This window comes from Halorientalis sp. IM1011 (assembly GCF_001989615.1).
Lineage (GTDB): Archaea > Halobacteriota > Halobacteria > Halobacteriales > Haloarculaceae > Halorientalis.
This window is the reverse complement of the sequence record NZ_CP019067.1, coordinates 2,062,394-2,087,226: the sequence shown is the minus strand read 5'-3', so window position 1 is coordinate 2,087,226 and position 24,833 is coordinate 2,062,394. Positions and strand designations below refer to the sequence as shown.

Annotated in this window: 24 protein-coding genes and 1 other RNA gene; 11 read left to right on the top strand and 14 right to left on the bottom strand. The window is 67.6% G+C overall.

What is annotated here, in order from left to right:
- Window positions 1–68 precede the first annotated feature (68 nt).
- An RNA gene (gene rnpB, locus BV210_RS10550) (RNase P RNA component) lies at window positions 69–527 on the bottom strand.
- A gap of 123 nt (window positions 528–650) precedes the next feature.
- Between rnpB and BV210_RS10545 the strand changes: the two genes are divergently transcribed.
- Complete coding sequence (locus tag BV210_RS10545) at window positions 651–1,256, top strand: TIGR00296 family protein (protein WP_077206628.1); 606 nt, start codon at window positions 651–653, stop codon at window positions 1,254–1,256.
- Between the two features lie 6 nt (window positions 1,257–1,262).
- Here the strand turns inward: BV210_RS10545 and BV210_RS10540 are convergent, their stop codons facing one another.
- Genes BV210_RS10540 through BV210_RS10530 form a run of 3 tightly spaced genes read right to left on the bottom strand, consistent with a single transcriptional unit; the run spans window position 1,263 to window position 5,276 of the window.
- Entirely contained in the window at window positions 1,263–2,411 is a 1,149-nt protein-coding gene (locus tag BV210_RS10540; protein WP_077206627.1) for a nicotinate phosphoribosyltransferase, read from the bottom strand.
- Window positions 2,412–2,442: 31 nt separating this feature from the next.
- Window positions 2,443–3,726, bottom strand: coding sequence for an Hvo_1808 family surface protein (locus tag BV210_RS10535; protein ID WP_077206626.1), 1,284 nt, complete (start codon window positions 3,724–3,726; stop codon window positions 2,443–2,445).
- Between the two features lie 32 nt (window positions 3,727–3,758).
- Window positions 3,759–5,276 (bottom strand): Hvo_1808 family surface protein, encoded by a 1,518-nt coding sequence (locus BV210_RS10530; protein WP_077206625.1) that lies wholly within the window; start codon window positions 5,274–5,276, stop codon window positions 3,759–3,761.
- A 92-nt stretch (window positions 5,277–5,368) separates the two neighbouring features.
- Between BV210_RS10530 and BV210_RS10525 the strand changes: the two genes are divergently transcribed.
- On the top strand, window positions 5,369–5,941 hold the full coding sequence (locus BV210_RS10525) for a cysteine hydrolase family protein (protein ID WP_077206624.1): 573 nt from the start codon (window positions 5,369–5,371) through the stop codon (window positions 5,939–5,941).
- Here the strand turns inward: BV210_RS10525 and BV210_RS10520 are convergent.
- Together BV210_RS10520 and BV210_RS10515 are read right to left on the bottom strand one after the other, a co-directional pair.
- Entirely contained in the window at window positions 5,938–6,381 is a 444-nt protein-coding gene (locus tag BV210_RS10520; RefSeq protein WP_077206623.1) for a PaaI family thioesterase, read from the bottom strand. The genes BV210_RS10525 and BV210_RS10520 overlap by 4 nt on opposite strands.
- 68 nt (window positions 6,382–6,449) lie before the next feature.
- Window positions 6,450–7,316: a hypothetical protein gene (locus tag BV210_RS10515; RefSeq protein ID WP_077206622.1), complete on the bottom strand. Its 867-nt coding sequence runs from the start codon at window positions 7,314–7,316 to the stop codon at window positions 6,450–6,452.
- Between the two features lie 82 nt (window positions 7,317–7,398).
- Here BV210_RS10515 and BV210_RS10510 point away from each other — a divergent pair, with 82 nt between their 5' ends.
- On the top strand, window positions 7,399–8,109 hold the full coding sequence (locus BV210_RS10510) for a lipoate--protein ligase family protein (RefSeq protein ID WP_077206621.1): 711 nt from the start codon (window positions 7,399–7,401) through the stop codon (window positions 8,107–8,109).
- A 21-nt stretch (window positions 8,110–8,130) separates the two neighbouring features.
- Here BV210_RS10510 and BV210_RS10505 read toward each other — a convergent pair whose 3' ends face one another.
- On the bottom strand, window positions 8,131–9,012 hold the full coding sequence (locus tag BV210_RS10505) for a CPBP family intramembrane glutamic endopeptidase (RefSeq protein WP_077206620.1): 882 nt from the start codon (window positions 9,010–9,012) through the stop codon (window positions 8,131–8,133).
- A 261-nt stretch (window positions 9,013–9,273) separates the two neighbouring features.
- Here BV210_RS10505 and BV210_RS10500 point away from each other — a divergent pair, with 261 nt between their 5' ends.
- The 3 genes from BV210_RS10500 (at window position 9,274) to BV210_RS10490 (ending at window position 12,197) form a co-directional block, all read left to right on the top strand.
- Entirely contained in the window at window positions 9,274–9,732 is a 459-nt protein-coding gene (locus tag BV210_RS10500; RefSeq protein ID WP_157525963.1) for a hypothetical protein, read from the top strand.
- Between the two features lie 69 nt (window positions 9,733–9,801).
- Complete coding sequence (locus BV210_RS10495; RefSeq protein WP_077206618.1) at window positions 9,802–11,229, top strand: dihydroorotase; 1,428 nt, start codon at window positions 9,802–9,804, stop codon at window positions 11,227–11,229.
- A gap of 71 nt (window positions 11,230–11,300) precedes the next feature.
- A complete protein-coding gene (locus BV210_RS10490) occupies window positions 11,301–12,197 on the top strand; it encodes an AAC(3) family N-acetyltransferase (RefSeq protein WP_077206617.1) in 897 nt (298 codons plus the stop codon).
- A gap of 4 nt (window positions 12,198–12,201) precedes the next feature.
- Here BV210_RS10490 and BV210_RS10485 read toward each other — a convergent pair whose 3' ends face one another.
- Window positions 12,202–13,050, bottom strand: coding sequence for a DUF5806 family protein (locus BV210_RS10485; protein ID WP_253741502.1), 849 nt, complete (start codon window positions 13,048–13,050; stop codon window positions 12,202–12,204).
- A 132-nt stretch (window positions 13,051–13,182) separates the two neighbouring features.
- On the opposite strand from BV210_RS10485, the gene BV210_RS10480 reads away from it, so the two are divergent.
- Together BV210_RS10480 and BV210_RS10475 are read left to right on the top strand one after the other, a co-directional pair.
- On the top strand, window positions 13,183–13,551 hold the full coding sequence (locus tag BV210_RS10480; protein ID WP_077206616.1) for a universal stress protein: 369 nt from the start codon (window positions 13,183–13,185) through the stop codon (window positions 13,549–13,551).
- The gene (locus tag BV210_RS10475; protein ID WP_077206615.1) at window positions 13,548–14,072 is read left to right on the top strand and encodes a GNAT family N-acetyltransferase; all 525 of its coding nucleotides are present in this window, start codon (window positions 13,548–13,550) and stop codon (window positions 14,070–14,072) included. The genes BV210_RS10480 and BV210_RS10475 overlap by 4 nt, the downstream gene beginning before the upstream one ends.
- Here BV210_RS10475 and BV210_RS10470 read toward each other — a convergent pair.
- From BV210_RS10470 to BV210_RS10455, 4 genes are all read right to left on the bottom strand, one after another.
- Complete coding sequence (locus BV210_RS10470; RefSeq protein WP_077206614.1) at window positions 14,064–17,369, bottom strand: VirB4 family type IV secretion system protein; 3,306 nt, start codon at window positions 17,367–17,369, stop codon at window positions 14,064–14,066. The genes BV210_RS10475 and BV210_RS10470 overlap by 9 nt on opposite strands.
- A gap of 6 nt (window positions 17,370–17,375) precedes the next feature.
- Window positions 17,376–18,788 carry a hypothetical protein gene (locus BV210_RS10465; protein ID WP_077206613.1) on the bottom strand — a complete coding sequence of 471 codons (1,413 nt, stop codon included), beginning with the start codon at window positions 18,786–18,788 and terminating at the stop codon, window positions 17,376–17,378.
- 137 nt (window positions 18,789–18,925) lie between these two features.
- Complete coding sequence (locus BV210_RS10460; RefSeq protein ID WP_157525961.1) at window positions 18,926–19,417, bottom strand: hypothetical protein; 492 nt, start codon at window positions 19,415–19,417, stop codon at window positions 18,926–18,928.
- A 393-nt stretch (window positions 19,418–19,810) separates the two neighbouring features.
- Window positions 19,811–20,260 (bottom strand): universal stress protein, encoded by a 450-nt coding sequence (locus tag BV210_RS10455; protein ID WP_077206611.1) that lies wholly within the window; start codon window positions 20,258–20,260, stop codon window positions 19,811–19,813.
- A 93-nt stretch (window positions 20,261–20,353) separates the two neighbouring features.
- On the opposite strand from BV210_RS10455, the gene BV210_RS10450 reads away from it, so the two are divergent.
- The 3 genes from BV210_RS10450 (at window position 20,354) to BV210_RS10440 (ending at window position 22,260) form a co-directional block, all read left to right on the top strand.
- Window positions 20,354–20,809, top strand: coding sequence for a universal stress protein (locus BV210_RS10450; RefSeq protein ID WP_077206610.1), 456 nt, complete (start codon window positions 20,354–20,356; stop codon window positions 20,807–20,809).
- A gap of 45 nt (window positions 20,810–20,854) precedes the next feature.
- Window positions 20,855–21,961 (top strand): DHH family phosphoesterase, encoded by a 1,107-nt coding sequence (locus tag BV210_RS10445; RefSeq protein ID WP_077206609.1) that lies wholly within the window; start codon window positions 20,855–20,857, stop codon window positions 21,959–21,961.
- Window positions 21,962–22,050: 89 nt separating this feature from the next.
- Window positions 22,051–22,260, top strand: a complete 210-nt coding sequence (locus BV210_RS10440) for a hypothetical protein (protein ID WP_077206608.1) — start codon at window positions 22,051–22,053, stop codon at window positions 22,258–22,260.
- A 1-nt stretch (window position 22,261) separates the two neighbouring features.
- On the opposite strand, the gene BV210_RS10435 is transcribed toward BV210_RS10440, so the two are convergent.
- On the bottom strand, window positions 22,262–22,690 hold the full coding sequence (locus BV210_RS10435; protein ID WP_077206607.1) for a DUF5807 family protein: 429 nt from the start codon (window positions 22,688–22,690) through the stop codon (window positions 22,262–22,264).
- A 386-nt stretch (window positions 22,691–23,076) separates the two neighbouring features.
- A complete protein-coding gene (gene flaJ / locus BV210_RS10430; protein ID WP_077206606.1) occupies window positions 23,077–24,831 on the bottom strand; it encodes an archaellar assembly protein FlaJ in 1,755 nt (584 codons plus the stop codon).
- Between the last annotated feature and the right edge of the window lie 2 nt (window positions 24,832–24,833).

Sequence of the window (24,833 nt, the reverse complement as noted above, 5' to 3'; positions counted from 1 at the left end):
CGGGTCGTAGGCCGCGGCCGTCAAGACAATTGTGGGCGATTCGGGAGCCGTGGCTCGCGGTGTCGAGCGGCTGAGGGGAGTAAGCCCCCTTCTGTTCGGTCCGACATTCGGCTGCGCGCCCGCGCCAGGTCGCCGAATCCGGCGGTGTCCGGGCTACCTGACGGCGCGGGCTTGCACCGGTGAGGGTTCGCCGTTCCATCCGTTCTCCGCGGTCAGCGTGCGTGGGCGAGGCCCGCGCACGCGTTCGGCGGCGACTGCGTCGCCGCCCGGCTCACGGCTGCGCCGTTCGCACAGTATGTGGCTGCTTCGCAGCCACACGCTCGGCCGGTTAACTCTCCCTCCCTTACGGTCGGGATTCGCAGGCCTCATCGCTCGCGCGGAGGGGTCTCGTTTCTGTTCCAGAGCCAGCGGTCTCCCGCTCCGGGCTTGCGCCCGGTCACCTGCCCGGACGGTGGGGGGACTTTCCTCATGCCCCTTGCGTGCCCTGCGGGCACGGACTGGGGCACGGTGGTCGGACTCCCTCTGCCACCGGGACGTAGACGACGCCCGGGATTAAGGCGTTCGGTCGGGCGGGACCGCCCGTCGCCACGGGATTTCGCCGTAACGATAATGTAGGAATATTCAAGGAGCCGGTGTCCATACCTAGACCAATGTCAGAGGCAGCGGGCGACCTCACCCAAACGGACGGCGTTCGAGCCGTGGAACTGGCACGAAACGCCGTCGAGTCGTTCGTGGAGAACGGCACACGCGAACAACTCGGGAGCATGCGCGACGCCTTCTACACGCGGACCGGGGCGTTCGTTCGACTCGAAAACACCCGCGGTCGGGGCCGCCTGCGCGGCTGTGCAGGCACCTACGACTGGAACGACCACCTCGGGGAGGCGCTCGTCGACGCGGCCATCGACGCCGCCAGCGAGGACTCCTGTGGCTCGGGCGTCGACACCGCCGAACTCTCCTCGCTCTGTGTCTCGGTCTGTGTCGTCGGCAACGTCGTCCTGACCGACGACCCGCTGGCCGACCTCGACCTCGGCCGCCACGGCGTCGCCGTCGAGCGCGGCGCCGAGGGCGGCTGGCTCTACCCCACCGTCCCCATCGAGAACGACTGGAGCGCCGCCGAGTACCTCGATCGGGCCTGCCGGACCTCCGGCCTCGCTCCCGACGCCTGGGAGGACGAGGACACCATGGTCACGCTGTTCGAAGGCCGGGTCTTCCGCGAGCGCGAGCCCGAGGGGTCGATCCAGGAACTGACGTTCTAACCTAAGCTACCGAGCGCCGAACGCGACCCGTTCGGCGTCAGAAAGCGCCCGTTCTGCGGCCGCATCCACGTCGAACTCGCGGACGATATCGCCGTCCTCGAGCACTGGCTCCAGCAAGGGCTCGCCGTCGGCCGGTCCCTCGCGGTCGGCCAGCCCGACGTGGTGACCGCCGTCCGGCGTCCGGTAGACCTGCTTCGTGCCGGAGAGTTTGCCCCGCTTGGCCGCGAGTTCCCCCTCGACCTCGACGATGTCCAGCGCGAAATCGATCGGGTCGGCGTTGCTGACGTAACTGCCGACGCCGAAGCCGTCGGCCACGTCCCGGAGTTCGCGGATGGCCTCGGGCGTGACCCCGCCGCTGGCGAAGATGTCCACGTCGTCGTGCCCGCGTGCGTCGAGTTCCCAGCGGATCTCCCGGAGGATGTGGCGGAAGTCGCCCCGCCGGGAGCCGGTCGTGTCGATCCGCACGCCGTCGAGATCGGGGATCGTCTCTGCCGCGCGGATCACCTCGTCGACCTCGTCGCTGTAGGTATCACAGAGCGCGATGCGGGGCGTCTCGGCCGGGACCGCCTCGTCGAAGGCCCGCCACGCGTCCTCCTGGTTGCCCTTCCCGAAGGCGATCATCAGCGCGTGGGGCATCGTTCCGCCGGCCTCCCGATCGATCACCTCGCCGCCGGCCACGTTCGAGATGCCGTCCATCCCGCCGATCAGGGCGCTGCGCTCGATCATCGCCGCGATCGAGGGGTGGACGTGTCGGGTCCCGAAACTCAACACCTGCGAGTCGGGCCCGGCCCGTTTGGCCCGGAGGGCGCTCGTCGCGACCGCCGAGGCGTGTGAGAGGAATCCCAGCAGGGCGGTCTCGTAGACGGCGAAGTCCCGGTAGGGGCCCTCGATCCGGCAGACCGGCCCGCCGTCGAACAGCTGGCCTTCCGGGAGCGCGTGTACGTCGACGGGGAGACCCGAGAGCAGGTGGGCGGCGTCTTTCAGTCCCGCGAGAACTTCGAACTCGCCGGTGGGGAACTGGTCGGCGGTGACTTCGGCGACGACGTGGGGATTGCGGCCGGCGTGGTCGAGCGACTCGACGGTCCGGTCGAAGTAGGCGTCGGTCGCCCGGCCCCCGGCGATGGCCTCGGGCGGGACGATGTCGAAGGCGGTCATGGACTGCGATACCGTCGCCCGGACGAAAAACCTACGCTTCCCCGCCGATCCGCTCCAGCGCGCCGACGGTCGGCCCGTTGACGATCCGGACGCGCCGGCCGTCCCTGCGCACCCGGAAGGCGTCGCCGAACTCGTCGGACTCGGGCAGGACGTAGGTGTTCGGCCCGGGTCGTCGGCTCGCCTTCGATTCGAGGATCAGCCGGTATATCTGGGCGAACTCCCGGGCGTCGGCGACCGTATCCCACCGACTCGTCCAGACGTACCCGTCGCGATCACCGTTGCGGTACGGGACGATCCGGTCGCCCGCCCAGCCCGCGGAGTAGCGGCTCTCGTAGTCGTAGACCGCCGATCCCCGTACGTCGATGGCTCCGTTGGCCCACAGCATCGCGTAGATCGCCGCCTCGCCGGCGGTGTCGCCGGGCGGATCCCGGTCGTACCGCTGCCACTCGTCGGTCGACCGATCCGCGACGGTCACCGATTCGGGGGACTCGTCGGGGTAGGCCTCGGGGTGGATCACCTGTTCCGTACTGGCCGGGAACTGCTCGTAGAGGTCGTCGACGGCCGCCCAGCCGCCACGGTCCCGGATCGCCTCGACGAACTCCGGTCCCGTGGCGTAGGGGGCGTAGATCGTCAGGAAGAGTCCGACGTTGAGGTCGGTGGTGCCGCCACCGCCGCCGCTTCCCTGCCGACTCGGGCGGTCGATGCATCGCCAGTCCCGGCCACAGCGGTCGGCGTACATCCCCTGGAGTTCGTTGGCTTCGCCCTCGATCAGGCCGAGCTGGGCGCGGCGGGCGTCCCCCGTCTCGGTCGCGGTGCCGAGCGAGAGTTGCTGGTCCTGCAGCGCGTGAACGAGTTCGTGGACCAGCGTCGCCCGGTCGACGGTCGGGGTGGCCGAGTCGCTGACCAGCACGATCTCGTCGCGCCGGGGCGAGTAGAATCCCTGTACCGAGCTATCCAGCGCCGCCCCGCGATCGTCGGCCGTCGAGGTATCCTCCCCGACCAGCAGGAGCGCCTCGTAGATCTGGTCGCCGAAGCGATCCCGCCCACCGCCACCGCCGGAGCGCTCGCGGTACTCGGCCCGTGAGATCACCTCGACGGGCACCGACTCGCGGAACTCCTTGCCCCGCAGGTGTTCGATCCGGGCCATCGCGCGGGCGACGACGACCTCGCGTTCGCTCTCGTTCAACCCGTCCTCGGCGGTGACGGAGACGGGGTCGTCGTACCAGTGACCGTTCTCCCAGCCGAGTCGGTCGAAGGTCGGATCCGGCCGCCCGTCGCCATCGATCGGGGCGCTACAGCCCGCCAGGGCGAGCATCGCGAACAGAGCTAGCGCGGCAATTCTCCGATTCACGAGCCGTGCACCGCGTCCAGGTCCTCGACTGTCGGCGCGTTCACGACCGTCACGGTGTCGCCGTCACGGGTCACCCGGAAGGCGTCGCCGAAGGTGTCGTTCTGGGGAATCGTCCAGACGTTCTCGCGGCCGTCTACCGGACTGGCTCCCCAGTATCCGAGCAATTGCCGATAGCCCTCGGCGAACTCGCTCGCTTCCGTCGGCGATTCCCAGGCGAGTCGCCAGACGTAGGCGGTCTCGTTCGTGCCTGCCTCTGCGTTCTCGTAGACGTGGAGTCGATCACCCCCCCACCCGTCGGTCATCGCGTAGTCGTAGTTGTACGGATCGGACGGGTCACCGGTCGATATCGAGCGCGGGGGCACCAGCCCCGGTCCGGACCGGTCGAACACGGTGTACGCGAACATCGCCGACAGCCCGGACTGCCCGACTCGGCCGTAGGCAGCACGCTCGGTCCCCGGAACCGACGGCTCGGGTCGGACCCGCGTCCAGCCGTCGGTCGCGGCGTCCGACAGCGAGACCTGTTCGGGCGCGTCGCGGGGGTCCGTGTACTTCTCGGGGTAGATTATCTGCTCGGCGCTCTCCGGTGGATCGTCGTAGGCGGCCTCGACAGCGTCCCAGCCGCCACGCTCGCGGAGGTGGGCGATCAGGCCGGGCCCGTCGCTGTACGGGAAGAAGTTCAGCATGTAGATGCCGGCGTGGATCTCCGACAGTGACGGCGAGTCACTCGGCGCGCTGAGACAGTCCCACTCGCCACCACAGCGCTCCTGATAGGCCAGCCCGACCGTCCGAGCCTCACCCTCGATCAGCGAGGACTGCGCGTTGCTCTCGTCGCGCGTGCCGGCGGTGATCGCGGTGAGGTTGTGGTACTGGTCCTGCAGCGCGTGAACGAGTTCGTGCCCCAGCGTGCGCTCGGCGCTCAATTGTGGTTGGCCGCCGTCGGCGACCAGCTTGATCGTGTCGTTGCGGGGGTCGAAGTAGCCCAGCACGTTCTCGCCCTGGTTGTCACGCTGGACCCCGATCGACGAGCGGTCCTCGCCGACGAAGAACATCGCCTCGAACTTCGCGTTGTCGAAGGTCCGGAGCGAGGAGGTGAGGTCGGGCGTGCTCTCGCTCTGGAACTCCGACCGCGAGATGATCTCGACGGGCACCGACTCGCGGAACTCCCGATCCCGGATGACCTCGACGCGGGCCATCGACCGGGCGACGACGGCGTCGAGTTCGCTCTCGTTCAGCCCGTCGTCGTTCGTCACAGACAGCGACTCGTTGGCCCAGTAGCCGTCCTCCCAGCCGATCCGGTCCGTCGCGGGATCGGCACGGTCGGCCGAGTCACCGGCGTCGGGTTCGGCAGCTGTGCTACCGTCGGTGTCGGGTTCGGCGATCCGGTCCGCGGCACCGTCGTCGGTCGCGGTGTCAGTCACAGTGGTCCCGGGTGCGTCGGTTCCAGTTCCCGGCAGGCCGCTACAGCCCGCGAGGACGACGAGGGCGGCGAGTACCAGTCCGTGCGCGGCTCGCATGCCCTGACCCTGGGACCGGCGCGTCAAAAGTGGTCCGCACTCGGCGACCCCCACAGGAAAGGGATTTTTCCGATCCCGACGTAGGATCCGGTATGAGGTTCGACAGCGACTCGACGGCAGTGGTGGTGGTGGACATGCAGAACGGCTTCTGTCACCCCGACGGGAGCCTCTACGCCCCCGACAGCGAGGCGGCGATCGAGCCCGTCGGCGACCTGATCGGACGAGCCCGCGAGGCCGGCGTGCAGGTGATCTACACCCGGGACGTCCACCCACCGGAGCAGTTCGAGGACGCCCACTACTACGACGAGTTCGAACGCTGGGGTGAACACGTCGTCGAGGGCTCCTGGGAGGCCGAAATCGTCGAGGAACTCGCCGTCGAACCCGAAGATCACGTCGTCGAGAAGCACACCTACGACGCCTTCCACGAGACGGAACTGGACGGGTGGCTCTCGGCCCGAGGGATCGACGACCTGCTCTTCTGTGGGACGCTGGCCAACGTCTGCGTCCTCCACACCGCCGGGAGTGCTGGGCTACGGGACTACCGGCCGGTGCTGGTCGAGGACCCCATCGGATACATCGAGGAGGACCACTACGAGTACGCGGTCGAGCACGCCGACTGGCTGTTCGGCGAGGTCACGACGCTCGATTCGGTCACGTTCGACTAGTCGGTCCGGAAGACGCCCTGGCCGGTGGCGACGGTCACGGGGGTTCCCTGCGGGTCGCGGCTCTCGACGGTCGCCTCGGCGACCGCCGACCCGTCGCCGCTGTCGACGACGGTGGCGGTGGCTTCGAGGTCGTGGGCCGCGTCTTCGAGGAAGTTGACCGTGGTACTCAGCAGGTCGACCCTGTCGTTGACCGGATCGGGCATCGTCGTGCGGATCGCGAGTTCGGTCGTCTGTTCGATCAGCGTCGTGACGATGCCGTCGTGAACCGTCGGCGGCTCGGCCTCCCTGTCGGTGAACCGCTCGTCGAACGGGATCGTCAGCTCGGCGTCGCCGTACGCGATGTCCTCCATCTGGACGCCCAGCCAGGAGAGGTAGCCGTGCTCCCGCTCGACGGACATCCGGAGCATCACCGGCGCGCCTTCCGGAAGGTCGTTGGCCATGTGGACAGTACGTGGACGCCCGCCCATCTTTTACTCACCGGTTCTTTCGACCCGTGAAACCGTGTATCTCAGTCGCGGGCCACCGCCACGTCCACCCCGTCCCCGACAGCGAATCCGTGATCCGGACGGACGAGTTTCACACCCACCGAGTCGCGACCGCAGAACAGCGACAGTCCCGTGATCGGCTCCCCGTTCGCCTGCACCGTCACGTCGTCCCACGCGACCGTCCGCCCGTCGCTCGTCCCGACCCGTTCCCCGAGGAACGCGACCGGTCCCGCGGCCCCGCCGAGGACGCCGCCGCCCTCGTAGTGGGGGAACCCGCCGTCGAGCACACAGGGCCGGCCGTCGACGGTCGCTGCCACGCCCGCGAAGCAGTCCCCCGGGTCAGGGTGGGCGGGTGTGTCCAGCACCGCGTAGGTTCCGCCGGTCTCGACGACGGTTCCGGTCCCATCCCACTGGACGGGGCGCACGTCGACCCCCAGTTCCAGCCGAAGCGACCCCGACGCACGGTAGTGGTTGGCCTCGGACGGGCGAAAGCCCAGATGGACGTGGTCGTCGACCCACGGGGCGAAGAAGCCGGATCGGATCAACCGTCCGAGCGAGTCGCCGGCAGCGACCCGATCCCCGGCCGAGACGGTGGGATCGACGTGGAGGACCCTCGTGACGTGTTCGCCCGTGTCCACGAGGATCAGGTGGTCCTGCTCGACGGCGTAGGGTTTCGACGGCGCGTCGACGGTCCTGGTGTCCAGCACCTCGCCGGCGACCGGCGAGGGCGCAGGACCGCCGTCCGCGGGGTCCCGGTCGTCGTCGCCGTCGATCGCCACCTCGGGGTACAGGTCGATGGCCGCCCCTGCGTCGTGGGCGGCGTAGGGCGAGTTGTAGAGGGAGAAGCGGGGGTACCGATCCAGCAGGGCGGCGTCGAGCGTGACGGCCATCGGCGGAGGGAAGGCCAGGTCGGATTTCAACCCGTCGGAACGAGGCGTCAGGTCCTTATCCGCTGGCCTCTCTCCCTCTACCATGCGAGTGGTCCGGGGACGGGGCGAGGACGCCGACCGCGACCGGGCGGTCACCCAGCAGTTGATCGAACACGCGGGGACCGCCGGCGAGCCGGCCGTCCGCGTCTGGCGACCCCACCGACAGGTCGCCTTCGGCCCCCGGGACACCAACAGCGAGGGGTACGAGGCCGCCGTCGCGGCCGCCCGCGAGCACGGGTTCCCCGCCACCGAGCGCCGGGTCGGGGGGCACCCGGTCGCCTACACCGGCGACACCCTCGCGTTCGCGCGGATCGAACCCGTCGAGAACGAACGGTCGGGGATCGAGGAGCGCTACGCGGCGGTGCGGGTCGACGTACGGGACGCCCTGCGCGAGATCGGCGTCGACGCCGAGCGCGGCGAGCCCGACGACGCCTTCTGCCCGGGGAGTTACTCGCTGCAGGCCGCCGGCGGCAAGCTGGTCGGGATCGCCCAGCGGGTTACGGGCGACGCCGCGCTGGTCGCCGGTATCGTCGTCGTCGACGGCCACGAGGAGATCGCAACGGTGCTGGAACCGGTGTACGACGCCCTCGACGTGGCCTTCGATCCGGACACCGTCGGGAGCGTCGAGCGCGCCGGCGGCGAGGTCGACCCCGTCGCGATCATCATGCGCCTCGAAGACGCCCTCGTGGGCGACCACCTCGGCAGCGTCGAGTGGGTCGACGACCTGCCGGCGGTCGAGTGGGCCGACGAGTAGCGGGCGTCCACTCGATACGTGTCAATCGTCGCCCGGTGTCGCAGTTCTCAGGGACGACCCGTCGCGGTCGGGGAACGTCGCCGCGAGTTCGGGGGTGCCAGTCACGGCGATCGCCAGCGCCGCGAGGCCGAACGCGACGATGCCGGCCGCACCGACCGGGTTGGCGACGAGCTGGTCGAACGCGACATCCTCTGTGGCCGCGTACGCGACGACCAGCCCGGCAGATCCGTTGAACACGCCGTGGAGCAGGGCGGCCGCGATCACCGACTCCGCCCGGACCGTCAGGTAGGTGTACACCGGCGAGAACGCGATGCAGGCCGCGGTCATGACGCCGATCCCCACGAGCGGGAAGTCGGGGAAGTTGTAGCCGGCCGCGATCACCGGCGCGTGCCAGACGCCCCACAGCGCCCCGATAGCCAGTGAGGCCTTCCAGAAGCCGAGCGGCGCGAGTTCCCACAGCAGGTAGCCGCGCCAGCCGAACTCCTCACCGAAGGCGAACACCGCGTTGACGGTCGATCCGAGCGCGACGACGAGCGCGAGCATCGCCGCAAGGCCGAGGAGCCCATCGGGCAGCTCCAGCCCCGGGATCGGGTCGACGCCGGTCGCGAGACCGATCCCGGGCACCGAAAGTGCCAGCCCGAGCGTCAGGCCCACCAGCGCGAGCGAGCAGCCGATGGCCGCTGCGAACCACCGGGGCCGACCGACGCGCAGGCCGACGGTCGACAGGGATACGTCCCGGGTGAGACAGACCACCAGTCCCGCGACCAGCGGGGAGAACATGTACGCCGGCGTGAGCGCGATGGTGCTCACGTCCGCGAGTCGGGCGACGGCGACCAGCGCCACCGCAGCCACGGCCAGAATGCCGACGAACAGCCCGAGCCGGCCGTGGTTCGGTCCCGTCATCGCTGCCACCCCGCGATACGTTCCGAGGTCGTCTGGTTTTCGATGCTACGCGTTAGCTGGAGGGGCACGGACATACACATACGTTGATGGGTTCGGTGAAAAGTGTTCACCGATGAGATCGGATACACGGTCGCAGACATCGGTCTACCGCACTCGTGCGCCGGAACTACCGAAAACAGAAACAGAAACAGAAGTGCGGCGACCGCGAGACGAGAAGTGTTGATCGAAATATAAATACAGATGATCACCGACTGCTCCGACATGGAACCGCAGATGTCGAGACGCGGGTTCATCAGATACGGCGCGGCGGGGCTGAGTCTCACTGCGGCCGGCTGTACCGATCTGCGAGCGCCCGACTCTGACGACGCCGAACCGCTAGAGGTCGCGATCCACAATTACGACACGCACAGACACACCGTCGTCGTGGACGTGTTCGATCCGGACGAGACCGACGACCGGAGTGAGGCGAGAGTCTTCCGTGAGCGAGTCAAGATAGCGGCAAACTCCGGCGAGGACGGTGCCCGAACCAGAACGCTGACGACGGTCGAAAGCCGGGACCCGTATCGAGTGAACGTCACGGTCGATCACACGGCCCAGTCGCATTATCACTACCTCCCTGATTGTCAGGAATCGGATACAGTAGCCGACACGGTGATAGTCAGTTTACGAACCAACGAGGGATCGACAGCGATCTCGTTCGATCAGAACGACTGTTCCTGATCTGCGACCGGTGGAACGTGACGGTGATCCGTCCGCGAGTTTTAGGACCCACCCGCCCCGAGGGTGGGTATGCTCATTCGGAACGCGACGCTCCCGGACGGTCGGGAGCGCGACGTGCTCATCGAGGGGGAGACCGTGGCCGCAGTCGGCGAGGACCTGCCGGTGCCCGACAGCCCCGACGAGCGACTGATCGACGCGAGCGGGAAGCGGCTCACGCCGGGGATGATCGACGCTCACGTCCACTTCCGGGAACCCGGATTCGCCCACAAGGAGACCTGGGAGACCGGGAGTCGATCCGCGGCGGCGGGCGGGGTGACCTGCGTCGTCGACCAGCCCAACACCGACCCGCCGACCATCGACGGCGCCGCCTTCGACGAGAAAGAAGACCTCGCCAGCGAGGGCTCGCTCGTCGACTTCGGGATCAACGGCGGCGTCACCGAACACTGGGTGCCAAGCGCCCTGCTCCAGCGCCCGATGTTCGCCCTCGGGGAGGTCTTCCTCGCGGACTCGACGGGTGACATGGGGATCGACGTGGAACTGTTTGCCAGCGCGGTCAAGACCGCCGCCCGGCAGGACGCCGTCGTCACCGTTCACGCCGAGGACGCCGCGGAGTTCGAACCCGGCGCGCAGGAACGGGACGACGCCGACGCCTGGAGCGCCTACCGCACCGCCCGCGCCGAGGCCGCCGCCGTCCGGGCCGCCGCCGAGGTCGGCGACCGCTTCGACGCCCATCTCCACGTCGCCCACACCTCCACGCCCGAGGGCATCGACGTGGCCGAAGAACACGGCATGACCTGCGAGGTCACGCCCCACCACATGTTCCTCTCCCGAAAGGACAGCCGCGAGCTCGACACGTTCGGCCGGATGAACCCACCGCTGCGTCGCGAGCGTCTCCGCAGCAAGGTCTGGGAGCGCGTCGTCGACGGCACCGTCGACATCGTCGCCACCGACCACGCCCCCCACACCCGCGAGGAGAAGGACGCGAGCATCTGGGACGCCCCCTCGGGCGTGCCGGGCGTCGAGACCGCCCTGCCGCTCCTGCTGGAAGCCGCCCGCGACGACGAGATTTCCTACGAGCGCGTCCGTGACCTCACGTCGACGAACGTCGCGGAGGTGTTCGACCTCCCGACGAAGGGGCGCATCGAGGAAGGGATGGACGCCGACCTCGTCCTGTTCGACCCCGAGAACAGCCGCGAGATCCGCGGCGAGGAGCTCCACTCCAAGGTGGACTGGACGCCGTTCGAGGGGAAACAGGGGGTGTTCCCCGAACTCACGCTGGTCCGGGGCGAGGTCGTCTACGAGCGATTCGGGCCCGATTCCGCGATCGCTGCCGCCGAAACGGGCGAGACCGAGAGCGAACGGTTCGGCGACGCGGTCGGCGTCAACGTCCGCACCATCGACCGCTCGGCCGAGCCGGACGTGGGTGCGACGGAAGTCGCCGTGGAGAGCGACGAGGGTGACGACGCGGCCGACGACCGGGACCGGTCCGAGGACTAAGCCCGGCTTACCGCCGGGCAGTCGGTTGGGTCGCTCCATAACTAACCGGCGGGCGGTGTGTGTCCCGATAGATGGTGCGCCACAGTCCGGAGACGCGATCACTGCGCCGGTCCGACGGACCGACGATCGCAGGACTCCGAGAGACGCTGGCCGAGCGGAGCCCACACGTGCCACCGCTCCCGGTACTCGCGGAGACGTGCTGGAGCAGCGCCAAACACTACGCCGTCCGCCAGCGCGAGACCGCGACCGGCCCCGTCGACGAGGGCGTCTTCGCCGAGATCCTGGACGGCTACGACGAGAGCGAGGTGTTCGTCCACGTCGGCCTCAGTGACGTGAACGCGGCCTTCGACGGCAACCCGTACGAGTTCGTCATCGATCACCTCGACGCCCGGTTCGACTCGATCCTCACCCCTGCGTTCACCCAGTCGTTCCGCGAGACGGGCGAGTTCCATCGGACCGAGACCGACCCCGAACTGGGCGCGTTCGCGAGCCTCTTCTTCGAGGACGCCGAGTACCGGACCGCCGACCCGCTGCACTCGATCCAGGTGCAGGGGGACTACCGCTTCGACGGCTGTGCGGTCAGAGACACGTTCGGTCCCGACGGCTGTTACGCCCAACTCGAACGCGACGACGTGCGCATCCTCGACATCGGGACCAAGTGGCTGATCAGCACCCAACTGCACTACATCGAGCGCGTCACGGACGTGCCCTACAGCGAGACGGTCGAGATCGAGGGGACCGTGGAGTACGACGACGGCCGAACGGAGGAGGTCGCCCAGCGAAACTACAGCAAGAACAACTACCTCTACTTCTGGGACCGGCTGGGCATCCAGCAGGACCTGATCGACGAGGGCGTCCTCGACCACCACGACCTCAACGGCCTGCGCGTCATCTCCGTGACGGCCAGTGACCTGCGTGAGGCGCTGGAATCGCGGATCGCCGAGGACCCGTACTACATGGTCCGGTAGGTCGTCAGTCGTCGGCTTCTGCGGTCGACCCGCTGCCGTCGCTCTCCCCGCCGTCGAGGTCGCCGCCACAGTGGGGACACTCGTCGTGCCGCAGGGCGGCGGAGTGTTCGCGCACGTCCCGCATGACCTCGGAGATGCGGTCCTCGGCTTCGAGTTCCTCCTCGACGGAGAGTTCGACCCCCTCGACTTCGAGCAGGAACTTCGCGACCTCGGTGGCCTCGTACATCACGTCGTCGAGTTCCTCGGCGGTGAAGAAGTCACACATCGCGCCGTAGAGGAAGGTCGCGCCGGCTTTCCGGACCTTCTCCTCGAAGGAGTGGCGGGCCTGGTTGACCGCCTGGGGCGTGTACGTGTCGGTCATGAAGGGGACCAGTTCGGGCAGGTTCTCGCCGATCTTGGTCATCTCCACGCCGGTCTCGGTCCGGAAGTCCGCACAGAGGCGGGCGATGGCCCACTCGCGGGCGGTGATGTAGGTCCGGTCCCGGAGGAACTCGTTGGCCCGGTCGTAGGTGCCGCCCTCGATCTTCTTGAAGCGGTCGTACTTCTGCACATCATCAGGCACGGACGGTTGCGGGGCGGTTTCCGGGGACTCCTCCGATTCGACACCGTCCTCGGGCACCGACGGTTGCGGTGACGGGTCCTCGGGATCGTCGGCCGCCTCAGCCGCGGTCTCGGGTGTTGCCCCGTCGGTTTCGGGGTCGGGTGTCGCCTCCTCGGTCACACTCTCGGGTGTCGACTCGTCGGTCGCAGGATTGGGAGGGGCTTCGCCGGGACGGTCGTCGGTCGGGGACTCCCGGGCGTCGTGGTCGTCGTGGGGGCGGTCGTCGGCGTCGGACTCGGGAGAATCGGGCATATCACGTGTCCGTGTCCCGACCGAAAAAGCGTATCGGCGTCGTCGGCCGTGCGTCAGACACACACGGTTTCGGCCCTGTGGACCGCGGAACCGGGTTGAGGGTTTTTGACCCGTCGGTGCGAGCACACGGATATGAAAGTGCTGCTGGGGATCGGCGGCAGCGACGGATCGTACGAGGCGCTCGCCGACACGGTCACACGGGCCGAGGAAGCCGGCGACGAGGTGACGGTCGCCATCATCGACCGCGAGGACATCGCGCTCACGCCGTCGGAGATCGAGACCGAGGTCCGCGAGCGACTGGCCGAGACCGGACTGGAACCCGACATCAGGCACCTCTCCGGTCATCCCGGCAGTCGACTGGTCGAACTCGCCGAGCAGGAGCAGTTCGACCGACTGGTCGTCGCCGGCGGCGAACGCAGCCCGCTCGGGAAGATCAACTTCGACGAGACACTGGAGTTCGTCCTGCTGAACGCCGAAACGACGGTGACTCTCGTCAGATGACCCGCGAGTATCCCGACGAACCCGCCGGCGAGTTCCCGAGTCCGCCCGACACCGTCACCGACGGCGACGGGCGCGAGATCCAGATCCGCCCGGGCGGGGCCGACGACACGGAAGCGCTCGTCGAGATGTACCTCGACTTCGAGGCCGAGGACCGCGCACAGGGGATCCCTCCGGTCCGCGAGGAGCCGATCCGCGACTGGCTCGACGTGTTGCTCTCCGATGAGTGCCTGAACGTCGTCGCGCTCCACGACGACGAACCGATCGGGCACGCCACGCTCGTCCCCGACGAGGGCGAGAGCTACGAACTGGCGATCTTCGTCCTCCGGAGCTACCAGGGCGCGGGCATCGGCACCCACCTGCTGGAACACCTGCTGGGTCACGCACAGGACGAGGGCGTCCAGTACGTCTGGCTCACCGTCGAGCGCTGGAACGATCCGGCCATCGCGGTCTACAAGAAAGTCGGCTTCGACATGACCAGCACCGAGAGTTTCGAACTGGAGATGGCGATCACCCTAAAATAGGTCGACGTCGTCCGGGTCCGGTTCGTCGTCGTCGGCTTCGAGCCACGGGGGCGTCCCGTTGGGATCGGCCGCGGCCGCCGTCGTCGATCCGTCCGGCCCGTCGTCGAGCCCGGGGTCGAACGGATCGGCCGTCACGTCCTCGGGTTCGGGCGGTTCCAGCGTCGACGCGTTCCCGGGATCCTGTCCCTTGCCGTCGGTGACCGGCGCCGCCTCCGCGGTCCGGGAGTCGGTCAGAGGGACGCTCGGATCGACGGTGATCTCCCCGTCGACGATGATCCCCTCCTCGACGGGTCCCCAGAGGCGCTGGACGTACTCGTGGAAGTTCCCGTGTTCCCGCGGCGTGTAGTTGTAGACCAGATCCTCGAACGGCGACGCCTCGACGTAGGTCGGGAACCAGCCCTCGTAGTCCTCGAAGTACGTAAGACACTCCGAGTAGCCCTGCCCGGCTTTCCCGGGCGTGGCCTCCTCGCGGATCCAGTCGATCTGCTGGCGATTGAGACCGAACTGCGCGAGCGTCTCCGGGGCCACCCGCGGCGTCCGGAAGAAGTTGATCGTCGAACACTGATCGACGATAGTGCGCCGTTCGTTCTCCTGACCCACGTCTCGCTCCGAGGACTGCTGGATGAACTCCCGTGGCGACTGGCTGATGAACCACAGCGCGGCGTCGTAGCGCGCCCACTCGCGGGCGGCCTTCTGGAGCCAACGGGTCATCTCCTCGGAGTGAAAGAGGACGTGGGCCTCGTCGATCATGAACACGAGTTTGCCCCGCGTCCGTTTGGCCTTCTGTGCGACCTGCCCGAGCATGAGCTGGAGCATGATCGACTTCTCGGCGTCGCTTGCGTCCCGGAGTTGCTGGAGGTCCAGATAGGCCATGTCCACGTCGGGGTTCATGATCCCCGCGCCGGTTTCGAGGTGGTGGTACTTCCCGCCCTCCTTGAACCCCGAGAGCTTGTCCAGCAGGTCGCTGACCCGTTCGACCTTCTGGTCGATCTCGGCGGCGTGTTCGGTGTGGGTGTAGGACTCGGGGTTCTCCAGCATGTCCCCGAGCGTGTCGATGAAGTCCTCGATTGTCGGGCTCTCGCGGGCGTGGCTGTCCAGGTCGTCCTGGTAGATGCCCGCGCGGTTGTAGGTGCCCTCCAGCCCCTCCTCGATGGTGGCGACGTAGGGACCGGGGTCGATCCCCTGTGAGCGGAGGATGCCGGCGAAAAACTGCGTGGCCTCCTCGATCTTCATGCGGTAGGGGTCGACGCGGCCGCCCGCGGACTCCCGGATGTGGTCGGGGAGGGGCTGGATGTCCAGCGGATTGATCGTCTGGGTGCCGTCGACGACGATGTGTTCGCCGCCGAGCAGTTTCGTGATGCCGTCGAACCCGCTCTGGGTGTCACAGAGGATCAGCGTGTGGTCCTCGCTCTGGAGGTACCACCGGGCCGCCGCCTTCGTCGAGGCGTAGGTCTTCCCGCTGCGGGACTTCCCGATGGTCAGCAGGTGGGGCGCACTCTCCCGTTCGAAGGGATCGGCCTTGAGCATCGCGCCGTTTTGCTTGTTGCGCCCCCAGTCCATCCCGGTCGGTTCGCGCACGTCGGTCCCGCAGAAGGGGAAGGTCGCGCCGACGGCTCCGCCCGGGACGGAGGTGGTCTTGTCCATCCGGGAGGCCTCGTCGAACGCGTCCCGGCCGGTCGGCGCGCCGGAGCGGAACGCCTCCAGTTGCCGGCTGGTCGGGACGACGGTGAAACAGTCCGCGGGCGAGGATTCGAGCGTGTCCCGGACCGACTCGGTGTCGTCGTCCAGGACCGACCGCTTGGCGAACTCGACCTCGTCGAACTCCTCGATGGCCGACTCGGCGCGTCTGAGCGCGGCCTCGGTGTCGGCCCGGACGGTGACGTACCCGGAGAAGTCCCACGGCTGGGTCCGGGTCGTCCGCAGGAGTTCGCGGTACTTCACGTAGGCGTCCACGTCGCGGTCGATGTCGGCCGCGGACACGTCGGAACTCTCGCGGCGTTCGTGGCCCTCCGATTCGATGTCGGCGATGACCTGTTCGAGTTCCGCGACCTTCGTCCGCTTGTCCGCGGCCCCGACGTGGAAGCATACGTCCACGTCGACGCCCCGGAGGGTGAAGAGATCGCGCAGGAACAGGGATTCGGGCTCGACGGGCCACTCGGCGATCCAGAAGGTCCGGCAGAACTCGTCGCCGACCTGCAGGAAGTCCCCGCTCGCGTCGAGGTCGTCGGGTGCGAACAGTTCGTCCATGCGGGCCTGCTGGGCCTCCGAGAGTTCTTCCTCCTCGATGGCCCGGATCAGGTTCTCGCTGGGCACGGCGTCCTGCCCGGTCCAGTACTCGCTCAGCAGTTCGATGTGTTCCCGCACGCCGATCCGGGACGCGTTCAGGCCGGTGATGCCGCCGACGGCACCCTCCACCGTCGAGAGCCGGTCGAGCAGCGTCGCGTACTGGCGCTCGTCCGCTTTCGCCGGGTCGACGCTCGAAAGCGGGTTCAGCATGTCCCAGACGCTCACGTCCTCGGGCGACTGGACGTCTTCGGGCGGTACCTCGACGACGACGTAGTAGCGCCAGTCGTTGGCCGCCCACTGGGGGCGGTCGGTTTCGCGGTACCAGTCGGCCACATCCTCCAGCAGTTCCCGCTTGTACATCGCGGTCTGGAAGTCCGAATCGAGCGTGTCGGCGCTCGCCGCCCGCCGTTCGTACTGGCCGACGACCGCCTCGGGGTCGTAGTCGCCGGTCGTCGCGAACAGCTTGAAGTCGAAGTCCTTGATCCCCTCGTCGATCACGCTCGACAGCTGTGCCGCGAGGTTGTCGTGTTCCCGCTCGGAACCGAGCGCAGCGTTGGTCGGATCGACGCGGACGACGCCGACGTAGCGCCCGTCGTCCATCTTCGCGGTCCCCTCGGGCTGGAACCCGCGGACCCCGGGCATCGACCGGCCGACGACGTCTTCGTGGTCCCAGGGGAGCGTCCGCGACCGCCACCGGTGGGAGAGCCACGCCTCGACGCGCCCGCGCGGCGAGGAGTACCAGTCGGTCGTGAGCTTGGCCGCTGTCGCGACGAAGGTGAGCGCCCCGGCGGCGATCAGCGCCGGGAAGAAGAGCCACGAATCCGACAGCAGGGCGAACAGGGCGACCAGCGCCCCGATCCCGGCCGGCAGGTAGAGGAGGAGATCCGCGGTGGTCAGCGGGCCGAGGATCTCGATCGACGTGTCGATGTACGGCGGGATCAACTGGCTCGGATCCCGCGTGGTTCGCTGTTCGCGCCTGTCGTCACTCGGTCGTGGAAGATCGTTCGACATCGGTGCTTACCTCCTGTCCTCCGTATCGCCGCCGTCCGTCCGCCGGTTCGGTCCCTCGCCGGCCGAGCCACGCGGGAGGCTGCGCCCGCCGTCCGAGCGACCGGAGTTCAGCCGCCGGGGCTGGCCGTCGGGTAGTTCCGACCGACCACGGCTCGCCGGCCCGACCCGTTCGACGCCGCCGTCGGGACTGCGCCGGAGCGACTGGTTGAACTTCCGGCGGACGTTCCCCAGCCGCTGCTGGTATCGCCTGTCCTCGTGGCCCTTCTCCCGGAGTTCGTGCATGCCGAAGATCAGCAGCGTCCGCGGGATCATCTTCGCCAGCACGGTGTAGGGCAGGAGGACGAACGTGACGGCGATGCCGACCGTCGCCGCGAGTTCGCCGCTGGTCCCCGTCAGCCCCAGCCCGACGAGAAACCGGAAGATGAGTGCCTGCATCATCTTCATGATCAGCAACGCGCCCATGAACGTCAGCCCGATCTTCCCGGCCGATCGGACCATCGTCGACCGATAGGCGTTCAGGACCCACATCGCGGGCCACAGCGCCGCACACACGAACGTCAGGACGAACTGCATGTAGAGGACGCCGAAGGCGGTCATCAGCAGTCCCCCCTTTGTGCCGCTGAGGACCGGGCCGAGTACGGCCAGGTCGCTGTCCTTGCTCGTCTCGAGAACCTCCATGTACGCGGACGGGGCAGGGGCGAGGAGTTGCGTGACCGCGTCCGCGGAGTGATAAATGAACGCGACGACGACCCAGCCCGCCATGATCAACACGAACCCGCGGACGAACCGCCTTGCCGTTCCGCGATTGGGCGACCGGTTCCCCTTCCCCAGCGCGAGCATCAGCGCGGGGAGCAGCCCGGCGAAGCCGAGGAACCCGATCACCCAGTAGTAGGTGTACGTTTGCTGCCATTTCCCGCCGTGATCGCCGGTTTCGGGCCACTCCCCAGGCTGGATCCACGTCGGCGGATCGCCCATCGCGCCCGGTGCCGGGACGCGGAAGATGATTCCCCGGTCCGTGAAGTCCTGTGCGACCGCCGAAGCGTCCTCGCCGAGTCCGTCGAGCAGACTGAGGATCGCCCCCTCGATGGCGTCCTGTGCGATCGAGGTGAAGATACCCGAGTCGTCACCCGAGTCCGAATCCGAGTCCGACCCGAAAAGCGCGCCGATGAAGGCATCCGTGATATCGTCCTCGCTGATATTGCCGTCATCGCCGTCGCCGCTCGCGTTCTGTGTGTCCTCCGAGTCGTTCTGGCTCGTGTTCGTTTCGTTCGCGGTGCCGTCCTGCAGGGCGAACCCGGTATCGACGGTCTGCTGTGTGGCAGGATCATCCGCCGGACCGGCAAGCGTACCGGTCGCGGCCGATGCGGGGCCCGCGAGGACCGTCACGAGTACCAACACGAGCAATATGTGGCGTTTCATGGGTGCGATGCGTCCGAAACTGCAGTCGGTCCTGTCGCTGTTCGACCGTCCGGAGGCGACCCCCCGGGCGCGTGATACCGGCTCGCCGGGATCCGTCGCAGATTCCCGGCCGGGGCGGAGATCACTCCTCGCCGTCCTCAGAACGGCAGGCTCGCCGCCGTCGTGAGGATCGCGCCGTTCCCGATGGCGTCGAGGAGGCAACTCGAGATGCCCAGCCCCAGCACGCTATCGGTGAGCGCCACGAACAGCGGCGGCACGAACGCGCCCGCCGCAGTCTTCCCCGCACCTGCGAGTGCCTGTTTCCCCTCGAACTGTTGCTGTGCGCGTGACGAACCGAGCTTGTTGAACGCCACCGTCCCCTGGATCACCGCTTTGACCAGCAGGAACAGCGAGATGGCCGCCACGCCGAACCCGATGAGCGACGCGATCGGGATACCGCCCCCACACAGCACGTCGTTGACGTCCCCGACCGCGCTCGAGTTGTTCTGTGCGGCCGCCACCGGGATCAGCGTCGTAACCGCGACCCGGACCATTATCACGCCGACGAGTGCCGACGCGGCCACCACGAGGATCGCCAGCAGCCGACTCGCTCGCGGCGAGAGCGCGAACAGCTGGCGATCGAACGTCATCCAGAGATTTACGAACGGCTCACCGAGGCGAGCTCGCACGCCGTCGATGGCCATCTCAGGCACCCCCCAGAGCGCCTGTATTCCATCCGGTAGCTGTACGACTGACTAACGTCTCTACTACGTGTTGCGTTGCTTGCTTCCCCATATGCTAAACCCCCCTTAGCATACCCGGATCGTGTCCGGTATGTATCACATACTTGCTGAGGAGTATGTTAAACGTTTGGGTAATCCTCGCAACCGAATTATAAAGAGTCGCTATAGCGCTCCGGAGTCCGGCCGGAGTCTGTCGGTTTCGTCCGGCGGTCGCTCGGGCTGTCGACGAAAAACACGCGGGTAACCGGTGAATAAACGGGTCAATACGTGTTCGTACACGCCGTCTTCTGTGTCAGCCACTCACACGGAGAGGACGGGCTGGCTGGCGTACTGGAGGACGTACTCGGCGGCCTTGCCGAGGACCTCGTCGGGGTTACCCGAGATCGGTTCCCGGGGGACGACGAGGAAGTCGGCGTCGACCGCCTCGGCGGTGTCGAGGATGACGCTACCGGGGTGGTGGGTGAGCTGTGTCGTGACGAATCCCAGCGCCATCGAGTGGCTGATCGAGACGTCGTGGTCGGCCGCGAGTCGATCGACGGTCTCCATGAGGTCCTCGGTGTCGTCGGCGACGGTGTCGCCTTCGAGTTCACCGGACTCCAGACTGCGGACGACCGATTCCTCGAGGAGGTACAGTGCGTGAACGTCCGCGCCGTACTGCTCGGCGACGGCGACGGCGTACTCGGCGGCCTCCAGTGACTCCTCGCTCCGGTCCAGCGGCGCGAGGACCCGGTCGAACGCGACGGCTGACATGCTCGACCGTCCACCCGGCAGGGGCAAAAAGGCACCGAGCGCACGGATCGGTCGCCGGGTCTTTTATGCCGGCGCGAGCGGTAGCCGCCGGTAATGTTCGACACCGTGGTGATCGCGACGGACGGCTCCGAGAGCGTCGAGCGGGCCGTCACGGTGGCGCTGGACCTGGCGGCGCGGTTCGACGCCGAGGTCCACGCGCTGTACGTGATCGACGACAGCGACGTGGGTGGGTCCCCCGAGCAGGTGCGCGACCAACTCCGCGACGCGCTCGAAGACGCGGGCGAGGAGGCGCTCGAAACCGTCGTCGACCACGCCGACCGCGCGGTCGACACCGCGGTCCGGGAGGGAAAACCGGTCCGTGAAATCTGCCAGTACGCCGAGGACTTCGACGCGGACGTGATCGCGATGGGGACCCGCGGTCGCCACGGCGAGCACTCGTTTTTGCTGGGGAGCGTCGCCGAAGGCATCGTCCGGCGCTGTCCCACGCCGGTGTTGACCGTCCGCCAGCTCGACGCCGACGAGGAAGCCACGGCCGACATGCGCGCCTGACGCCCGGACCGTGCCCTTCTTGGCCGGGGCCGCGCAGGGAGTGGTATGGACGACTGGCTCATCGACGACGATAGACTCTCTCTCGGCCGGAAGTCGCTGCTCCCCGGTGAGGGGTTTTTCCACCCCGATTCGGTCGCCGAAGCCGAGAAAGAACGGGAAGCCCGCGACGCCCTCGCCGACGCCCCCGCCGTGGTCGTGGCCGACCCCGACGCCGACGGCCTGGCCTGTGTGGCCCTGATCCGCGAACTCGTCGCCGACGCCGCGCTGCTGCCGGCCGGCCCACGGGACATCGCGACCGCACTGGAGTTCGTCGCCGAGTACGGAGAGCCCGACATCCCCGTGTTCGTCTGTGACCTCTGTCCCGACTCCGAGTCGGATCTGGAACACCTCGAACTCGTCGCCGACCGCGCGGGCGAACTCCACTGGTTCGATCACCACCAGTGGGACGACGACCTGGGCGCGCTCGTGGACGACCACGTCACCCGGCGCGTCGTCGGCGAGTCCGACGAGGAGTGTACCGCCGACGTGGTCGCTCGCTCGCTCGACGCCGACGTGCCCGAGTACCTCGAAGAACTCGCGGCCGTCACTCGGGATCACGACCTCTGGCTCCGGGAGGACCCCCGCAGCGACGACCTCGCCGATTACGCCTACTGGGCCGACCCCGAGGAGTACATCGAGGTCGTCCGCGAACACGGCGCGGACCTGCCCGACGAAGTCGAGGAGTTCCTCGCCGAACAGCGCGTCGAGAAGGAGGCGCTCGTGGAGAAGGCCGTCGACCGCGCGGAGCTCCACGAGATCGGCGACTGGACCGTCGGCGTCACCTACGGCCGCTGCTCCCAGAACGAGGTCGCCGAGGCCCTCCGCGAGCAGGGCACCGACGCCGCCGTCATCGTCAAGCCCGCCGGCAGCGCGAGCATCCGCGGCACCGACGCGTTCGAGCGCGCCCACGAGGTCGCCGCGAAGGTCAACGGCGGCGGCCACCCCAAGGCCGCCGGCTGTAAGCCCGACATCTACGACGACATGCTCGACTACGCCCACCACTGGACCACGCAGGGCGCGGTCGCCCAGCAGGTCATCATCGAGGCCTTCCACGACGTCAAGCGGGAAGCGGAGGCCGAAGACGAGGAGGACGAAGGCGTCGAGACCGAGTAGTCGCGCACTACTTGCCGATCTATATCAGCTTTCCCTCGTGCGATTTCGGTCCCGAAACCGATTTTACCACCAGGCAGACAGAGGTAGGCATGGCTTTCCCCTCCATTACTCGCGTCGCGTCGAAGAACCCGAAGCTGTTTCTCGCGCTGATCGCCGTCGTGGGCGTCTGTAGTGCGGCGATCCTCGCGTTGCAGGAGACAGCCCCCGACAGCGGTGCGGCGCGGACGGGACTCGTCGTCGTGATGTTCGTCGTCGCCGCGATCTACGTCGGCCTGACCCACGAAGAACCGGACGAGTAGGTCAGTCCTCGGCGACCCACTTCTCGGAGTAGGTCGTGCCGCAGTCACACCGGGCGTAGGCGTGGATTACGTCGCCCTCTGCGTAGAGCCCGCCCACGTCCTCGTTCTGTTCCTCGGCGAAGGCGAAGACGAAGCGGGCGAAGTGGTCGCCCTCCTGTTCCCGATCGGGGCAGCTCCCGCCGGTACAGCCGTCGTCGATCTCACTTTCGTTGCCCATCGCCGACTGGGCCAACGTCATCGGGTCGACGCCGACGGCGCGCTGGAAGGCAGAGCGGCCCTCCTCGCCGGGGAGCACCAGCACGATGCCGCCTTCAACGCTCTCGCCGACCTTCGCGAGGCGGTCCATCCCCTCGACGGCGCGCTCGTCGAAATAGAGGAGTACGTCGTCGGGGCGCTCGCCCGCGAGGAACTGCTCGCGTTTCTCGTCCATGCCCGCTCTCGCGCCCGTGGACACAAAAGCGACGCGAAGGGAGCCGATAGTGGTCGACGTACGAATCGTCCTGCGGTGGCGCGCGCCGTCGAGCGGCCGAGCGATCGCGAGGGATGAGCGAGGGCGGATGCCCGAGCGAATCGGTTGGGGAGGGTGTGGTACCGGTACTTGCGTGGCGTAGTAGAGTCAACACCAGCATCCGGCGGCTTCGCCGCCGGTTCACTCGGCGCGAAGCCGAAGGCTGAGCGCCGAGGGAGTTTTTCCCCAAGTTTTTGGAATAGTGAGGGAGCGAAGCTCCCTCATACCATGCGAACGGGCGGCTTCGCCGCCCGTGAGCAGACGGGGGGTTCGCCGCAGGCGAATCCCCCCGTTGTAAAAAGTGGGTTCTAGATGGTGAGAAAGCTGCTCACCATCGACTTCGTGAAGATGGCGATGACGGCGCCGAGCCACGTCAGAATCACGAAGTGCATGTAGGCGTTGAGCTTGTGGCCGCCGTCGGTCTCGCGGATCATCAGCGAGGACAGCAGGGCGTTGAACACGATGACGACGATCAGCAGGAACTCGATGAGTGGGATGTTGTAGACGCCGGTGTTGATGATCGAGTTGACGTTGAACTCGGCGGAGGTCGTCAGGTCCAGATCCATGTTGGCGAGGATGTTGACGACCTGCAGGCCGATGAAGAAGGCGAAGGTCGCGGCCGCCGAGATCCCGTACAGCAGGCCGATCAGGGTCGTCGCGGCCTGGGACCGGCGCTGGCGCAACTGGAGGACGACGTTCATGTTCTCGGAGATGAGTTCACCCAGCTGTTTGGGCGAGCCACCCATCTCCCGGCCGATGAGGTACATCTCGGAGAACTTCTGGATCAGGTAGGAGCGACAGTCGGCGGTGAAGTACCGCCAGGCCGAGGAGGGTTCGATCCGCATGTTCAGCCGCTTGTAGAGGTCGTCGATGTTGCCGGTGAGGTCACCGAAGTCCTTCTTCCGGAGCGTCGACAGGACCATCGAGGTCGTGGACTGCTTGGCTCCTTCGGCGGCACCGAGGGCGCGGATGAACGAGGGGAACTCGTCGTCGCGGGCGGCGATCCCTTTCTCGACCCGGCGGACGTAGATTCCGGGGATCAAAAGCGGCGTGAACGGGACGGCCACGTAGAGGGGCAGCGGGATCGACGACATGGGCAGGAGCATCTCGAGCGTGATCGGGCTGATACCGAGGAGCCCGCCCAGCGAGACGAACGCCAGCACGAGCGTCAGCGAGACGCCGGTGGCGAAGACGGCGATCAGTTTCGTGTCGAGATCGGTCATGATCTCATCGGGCTGGTACCACAGCGGGTCGTGGGGCGCCATCGTCCGGATCGTGAGGTAAAACCCCGACTGGACGAAGATGAACATGAGGATGACGGCGCTGACGGTCGCGGTCGGGTCCGTCCCGGTCAGGATCGGGAGGACGACGGCGAACACCAGCGCGAACGTCATCGAGAGGATCATCGACATGTAGAGGTCCTTCATGACCTCCAGATTCTCCAGCGAGCCGGTGTAGACGGTCTCGTAGTTCTGCATCACCTGCTCCTGCTCCGAGAGGAGGAAATCCTCGAGGGGCTGGCCGGCCCCGAGAGTGTAGGCAAGGCGGTCGAAAAAGTCCGCGAGGGCGTCGCTCGGCACCTGCCGGGCGCGGCGCCGGAGCGCGTCGTCGAGGCTCTGGTTCCAGGTGTCGACCAGCTGGACCACCCGGCGCATCTCCTCGGCCAGTGCCCCGTACTCCTCTTCCTGGGCCAGCGCCCGGAACACCTCCATGCGGTCGATCCGGGTGGTCGACAGCACGGTCATGTGCGTGATCACGAGGTGGAGTCGGTTGTTCAGCGCCTTCTTCTCCTGTGAGAGGAGGATCTTCGGGTAGAAGACGGCGGCACCGAACGCCAGCAGTCCGAGCAGGGGGACCGGGACCCGGACGAACATCGGCGCGGGGACGAGAAGTGCACCGAGGACGGTCACCAGCATGAAGCCGGTCGCCGGGAGCAGGATCGTCAGCACGTACTGCCGCATCGGGACGTGCATCTGCTGGTAGGAGTCCAGCAGGTCGTCGGCGACACTGGCGAGCGAGAGCCTGATTTCGTCGACAGTGCTGGTCGATTCCTTCGATGCCATCG

Coding starts and splice junctions, on each gene's coding strand:
- BV210_RS10465 (WP_077206613.1), bottom strand. CDS start 18,788: ATGAAACGCCACATATTGCTCGTGTTGGTACTCGTGACGGTCCTCGCG.
- BV210_RS10445 (WP_077206609.1), top strand. CDS start 20,855: ATGGACGACTGGCTCATCGACGACGATAGACTCTCTCTCGGCCGGAAG.
- BV210_RS10540 (WP_077206627.1), bottom strand. CDS start 2,411: ATGACCGCCTTCGACATCGTCCCGCCCGAGGCCATCGCCGGGGGCCGG.
- BV210_RS10450 (WP_077206610.1), top strand. CDS start 20,354: ATGTTCGACACCGTGGTGATCGCGACGGACGGCTCCGAGAGCGTCGAG.
- BV210_RS10505 (WP_077206620.1), bottom strand. CDS start 9,012: ATGACGGGACCGAACCACGGCCGGCTCGGGCTGTTCGTCGGCATTCTG.
- BV210_RS10520 (WP_077206623.1), bottom strand. CDS start 6,381: ATGGCCAACGACCTTCCGGAAGGCGCGCCGGTGATGCTCCGGATGTCC.
- BV210_RS10525 (WP_077206624.1), top strand. CDS start 5,369: ATGAGGTTCGACAGCGACTCGACGGCAGTGGTGGTGGTGGACATGCAG.
- BV210_RS10480 (WP_077206616.1), top strand. CDS start 13,183: ATGAAAGTGCTGCTGGGGATCGGCGGCAGCGACGGATCGTACGAGGCG.
- BV210_RS10475 (WP_077206615.1), top strand. CDS start 13,548: ATGACCCGCGAGTATCCCGACGAACCCGCCGGCGAGTTCCCGAGTCCG.
- BV210_RS10485 (WP_253741502.1), bottom strand. CDS start 13,050: ATGCCCGATTCTCCCGAGTCCGACGCCGACGACCGCCCCCACGACGAC.
- BV210_RS10490 (WP_077206617.1), top strand. CDS start 11,301: ATGGTGCGCCACAGTCCGGAGACGCGATCACTGCGCCGGTCCGACGGA.
- BV210_RS10530 (WP_077206625.1), bottom strand. CDS start 5,276: ATGCGAGCCGCGCACGGACTGGTACTCGCCGCCCTCGTCGTCCTCGCG.
- BV210_RS10435 (WP_077206607.1), bottom strand. CDS start 22,690: ATGGACGAGAAACGCGAGCAGTTCCTCGCGGGCGAGCGCCCCGACGAC.
- BV210_RS10515 (WP_077206622.1), bottom strand. CDS start 7,316: ATGGCCGTCACGCTCGACGCCGCCCTGCTGGATCGGTACCCCCGCTTC.
- BV210_RS10455 (WP_077206611.1), bottom strand. CDS start 20,260: ATGTCAGCCGTCGCGTTCGACCGGGTCCTCGCGCCGCTGGACCGGAGC.
- BV210_RS10440 (WP_077206608.1), top strand. CDS start 22,051: ATGGCTTTCCCCTCCATTACTCGCGTCGCGTCGAAGAACCCGAAGCTG.
- BV210_RS10545 (WP_077206628.1), top strand. CDS start 651: ATGTCAGAGGCAGCGGGCGACCTCACCCAAACGGACGGCGTTCGAGCC.
- BV210_RS10535 (WP_077206626.1), bottom strand. CDS start 3,726: ATGCTCGCCCTGGCGGGCTGTAGCGCCCCGATCGATGGCGACGGGCGG.
- BV210_RS10470 (WP_077206614.1), bottom strand. CDS start 17,369: ATGTCGAACGATCTTCCACGACCGAGTGACGACAGGCGCGAACAGCGA.
- BV210_RS10500 (WP_157525963.1), top strand. CDS start 9,274: ATGGAACCGCAGATGTCGAGACGCGGGTTCATCAGATACGGCGCGGCG.
- BV210_RS10460 (WP_157525961.1), bottom strand. CDS start 19,417: ATGACGTTCGATCGCCAGCTGTTCGCGCTCTCGCCGCGAGCGAGTCGG.
- flaJ (WP_077206606.1), bottom strand. CDS start 24,831: ATGGCATCGAAGGAATCGACCAGCACTGTCGACGAAATCAGGCTCTCG.
- BV210_RS10510 (WP_077206621.1), top strand. CDS start 7,399: ATGCGAGTGGTCCGGGGACGGGGCGAGGACGCCGACCGCGACCGGGCG.
- BV210_RS10495 (WP_077206618.1), top strand. CDS start 9,802: ATGCTCATTCGGAACGCGACGCTCCCGGACGGTCGGGAGCGCGACGTG.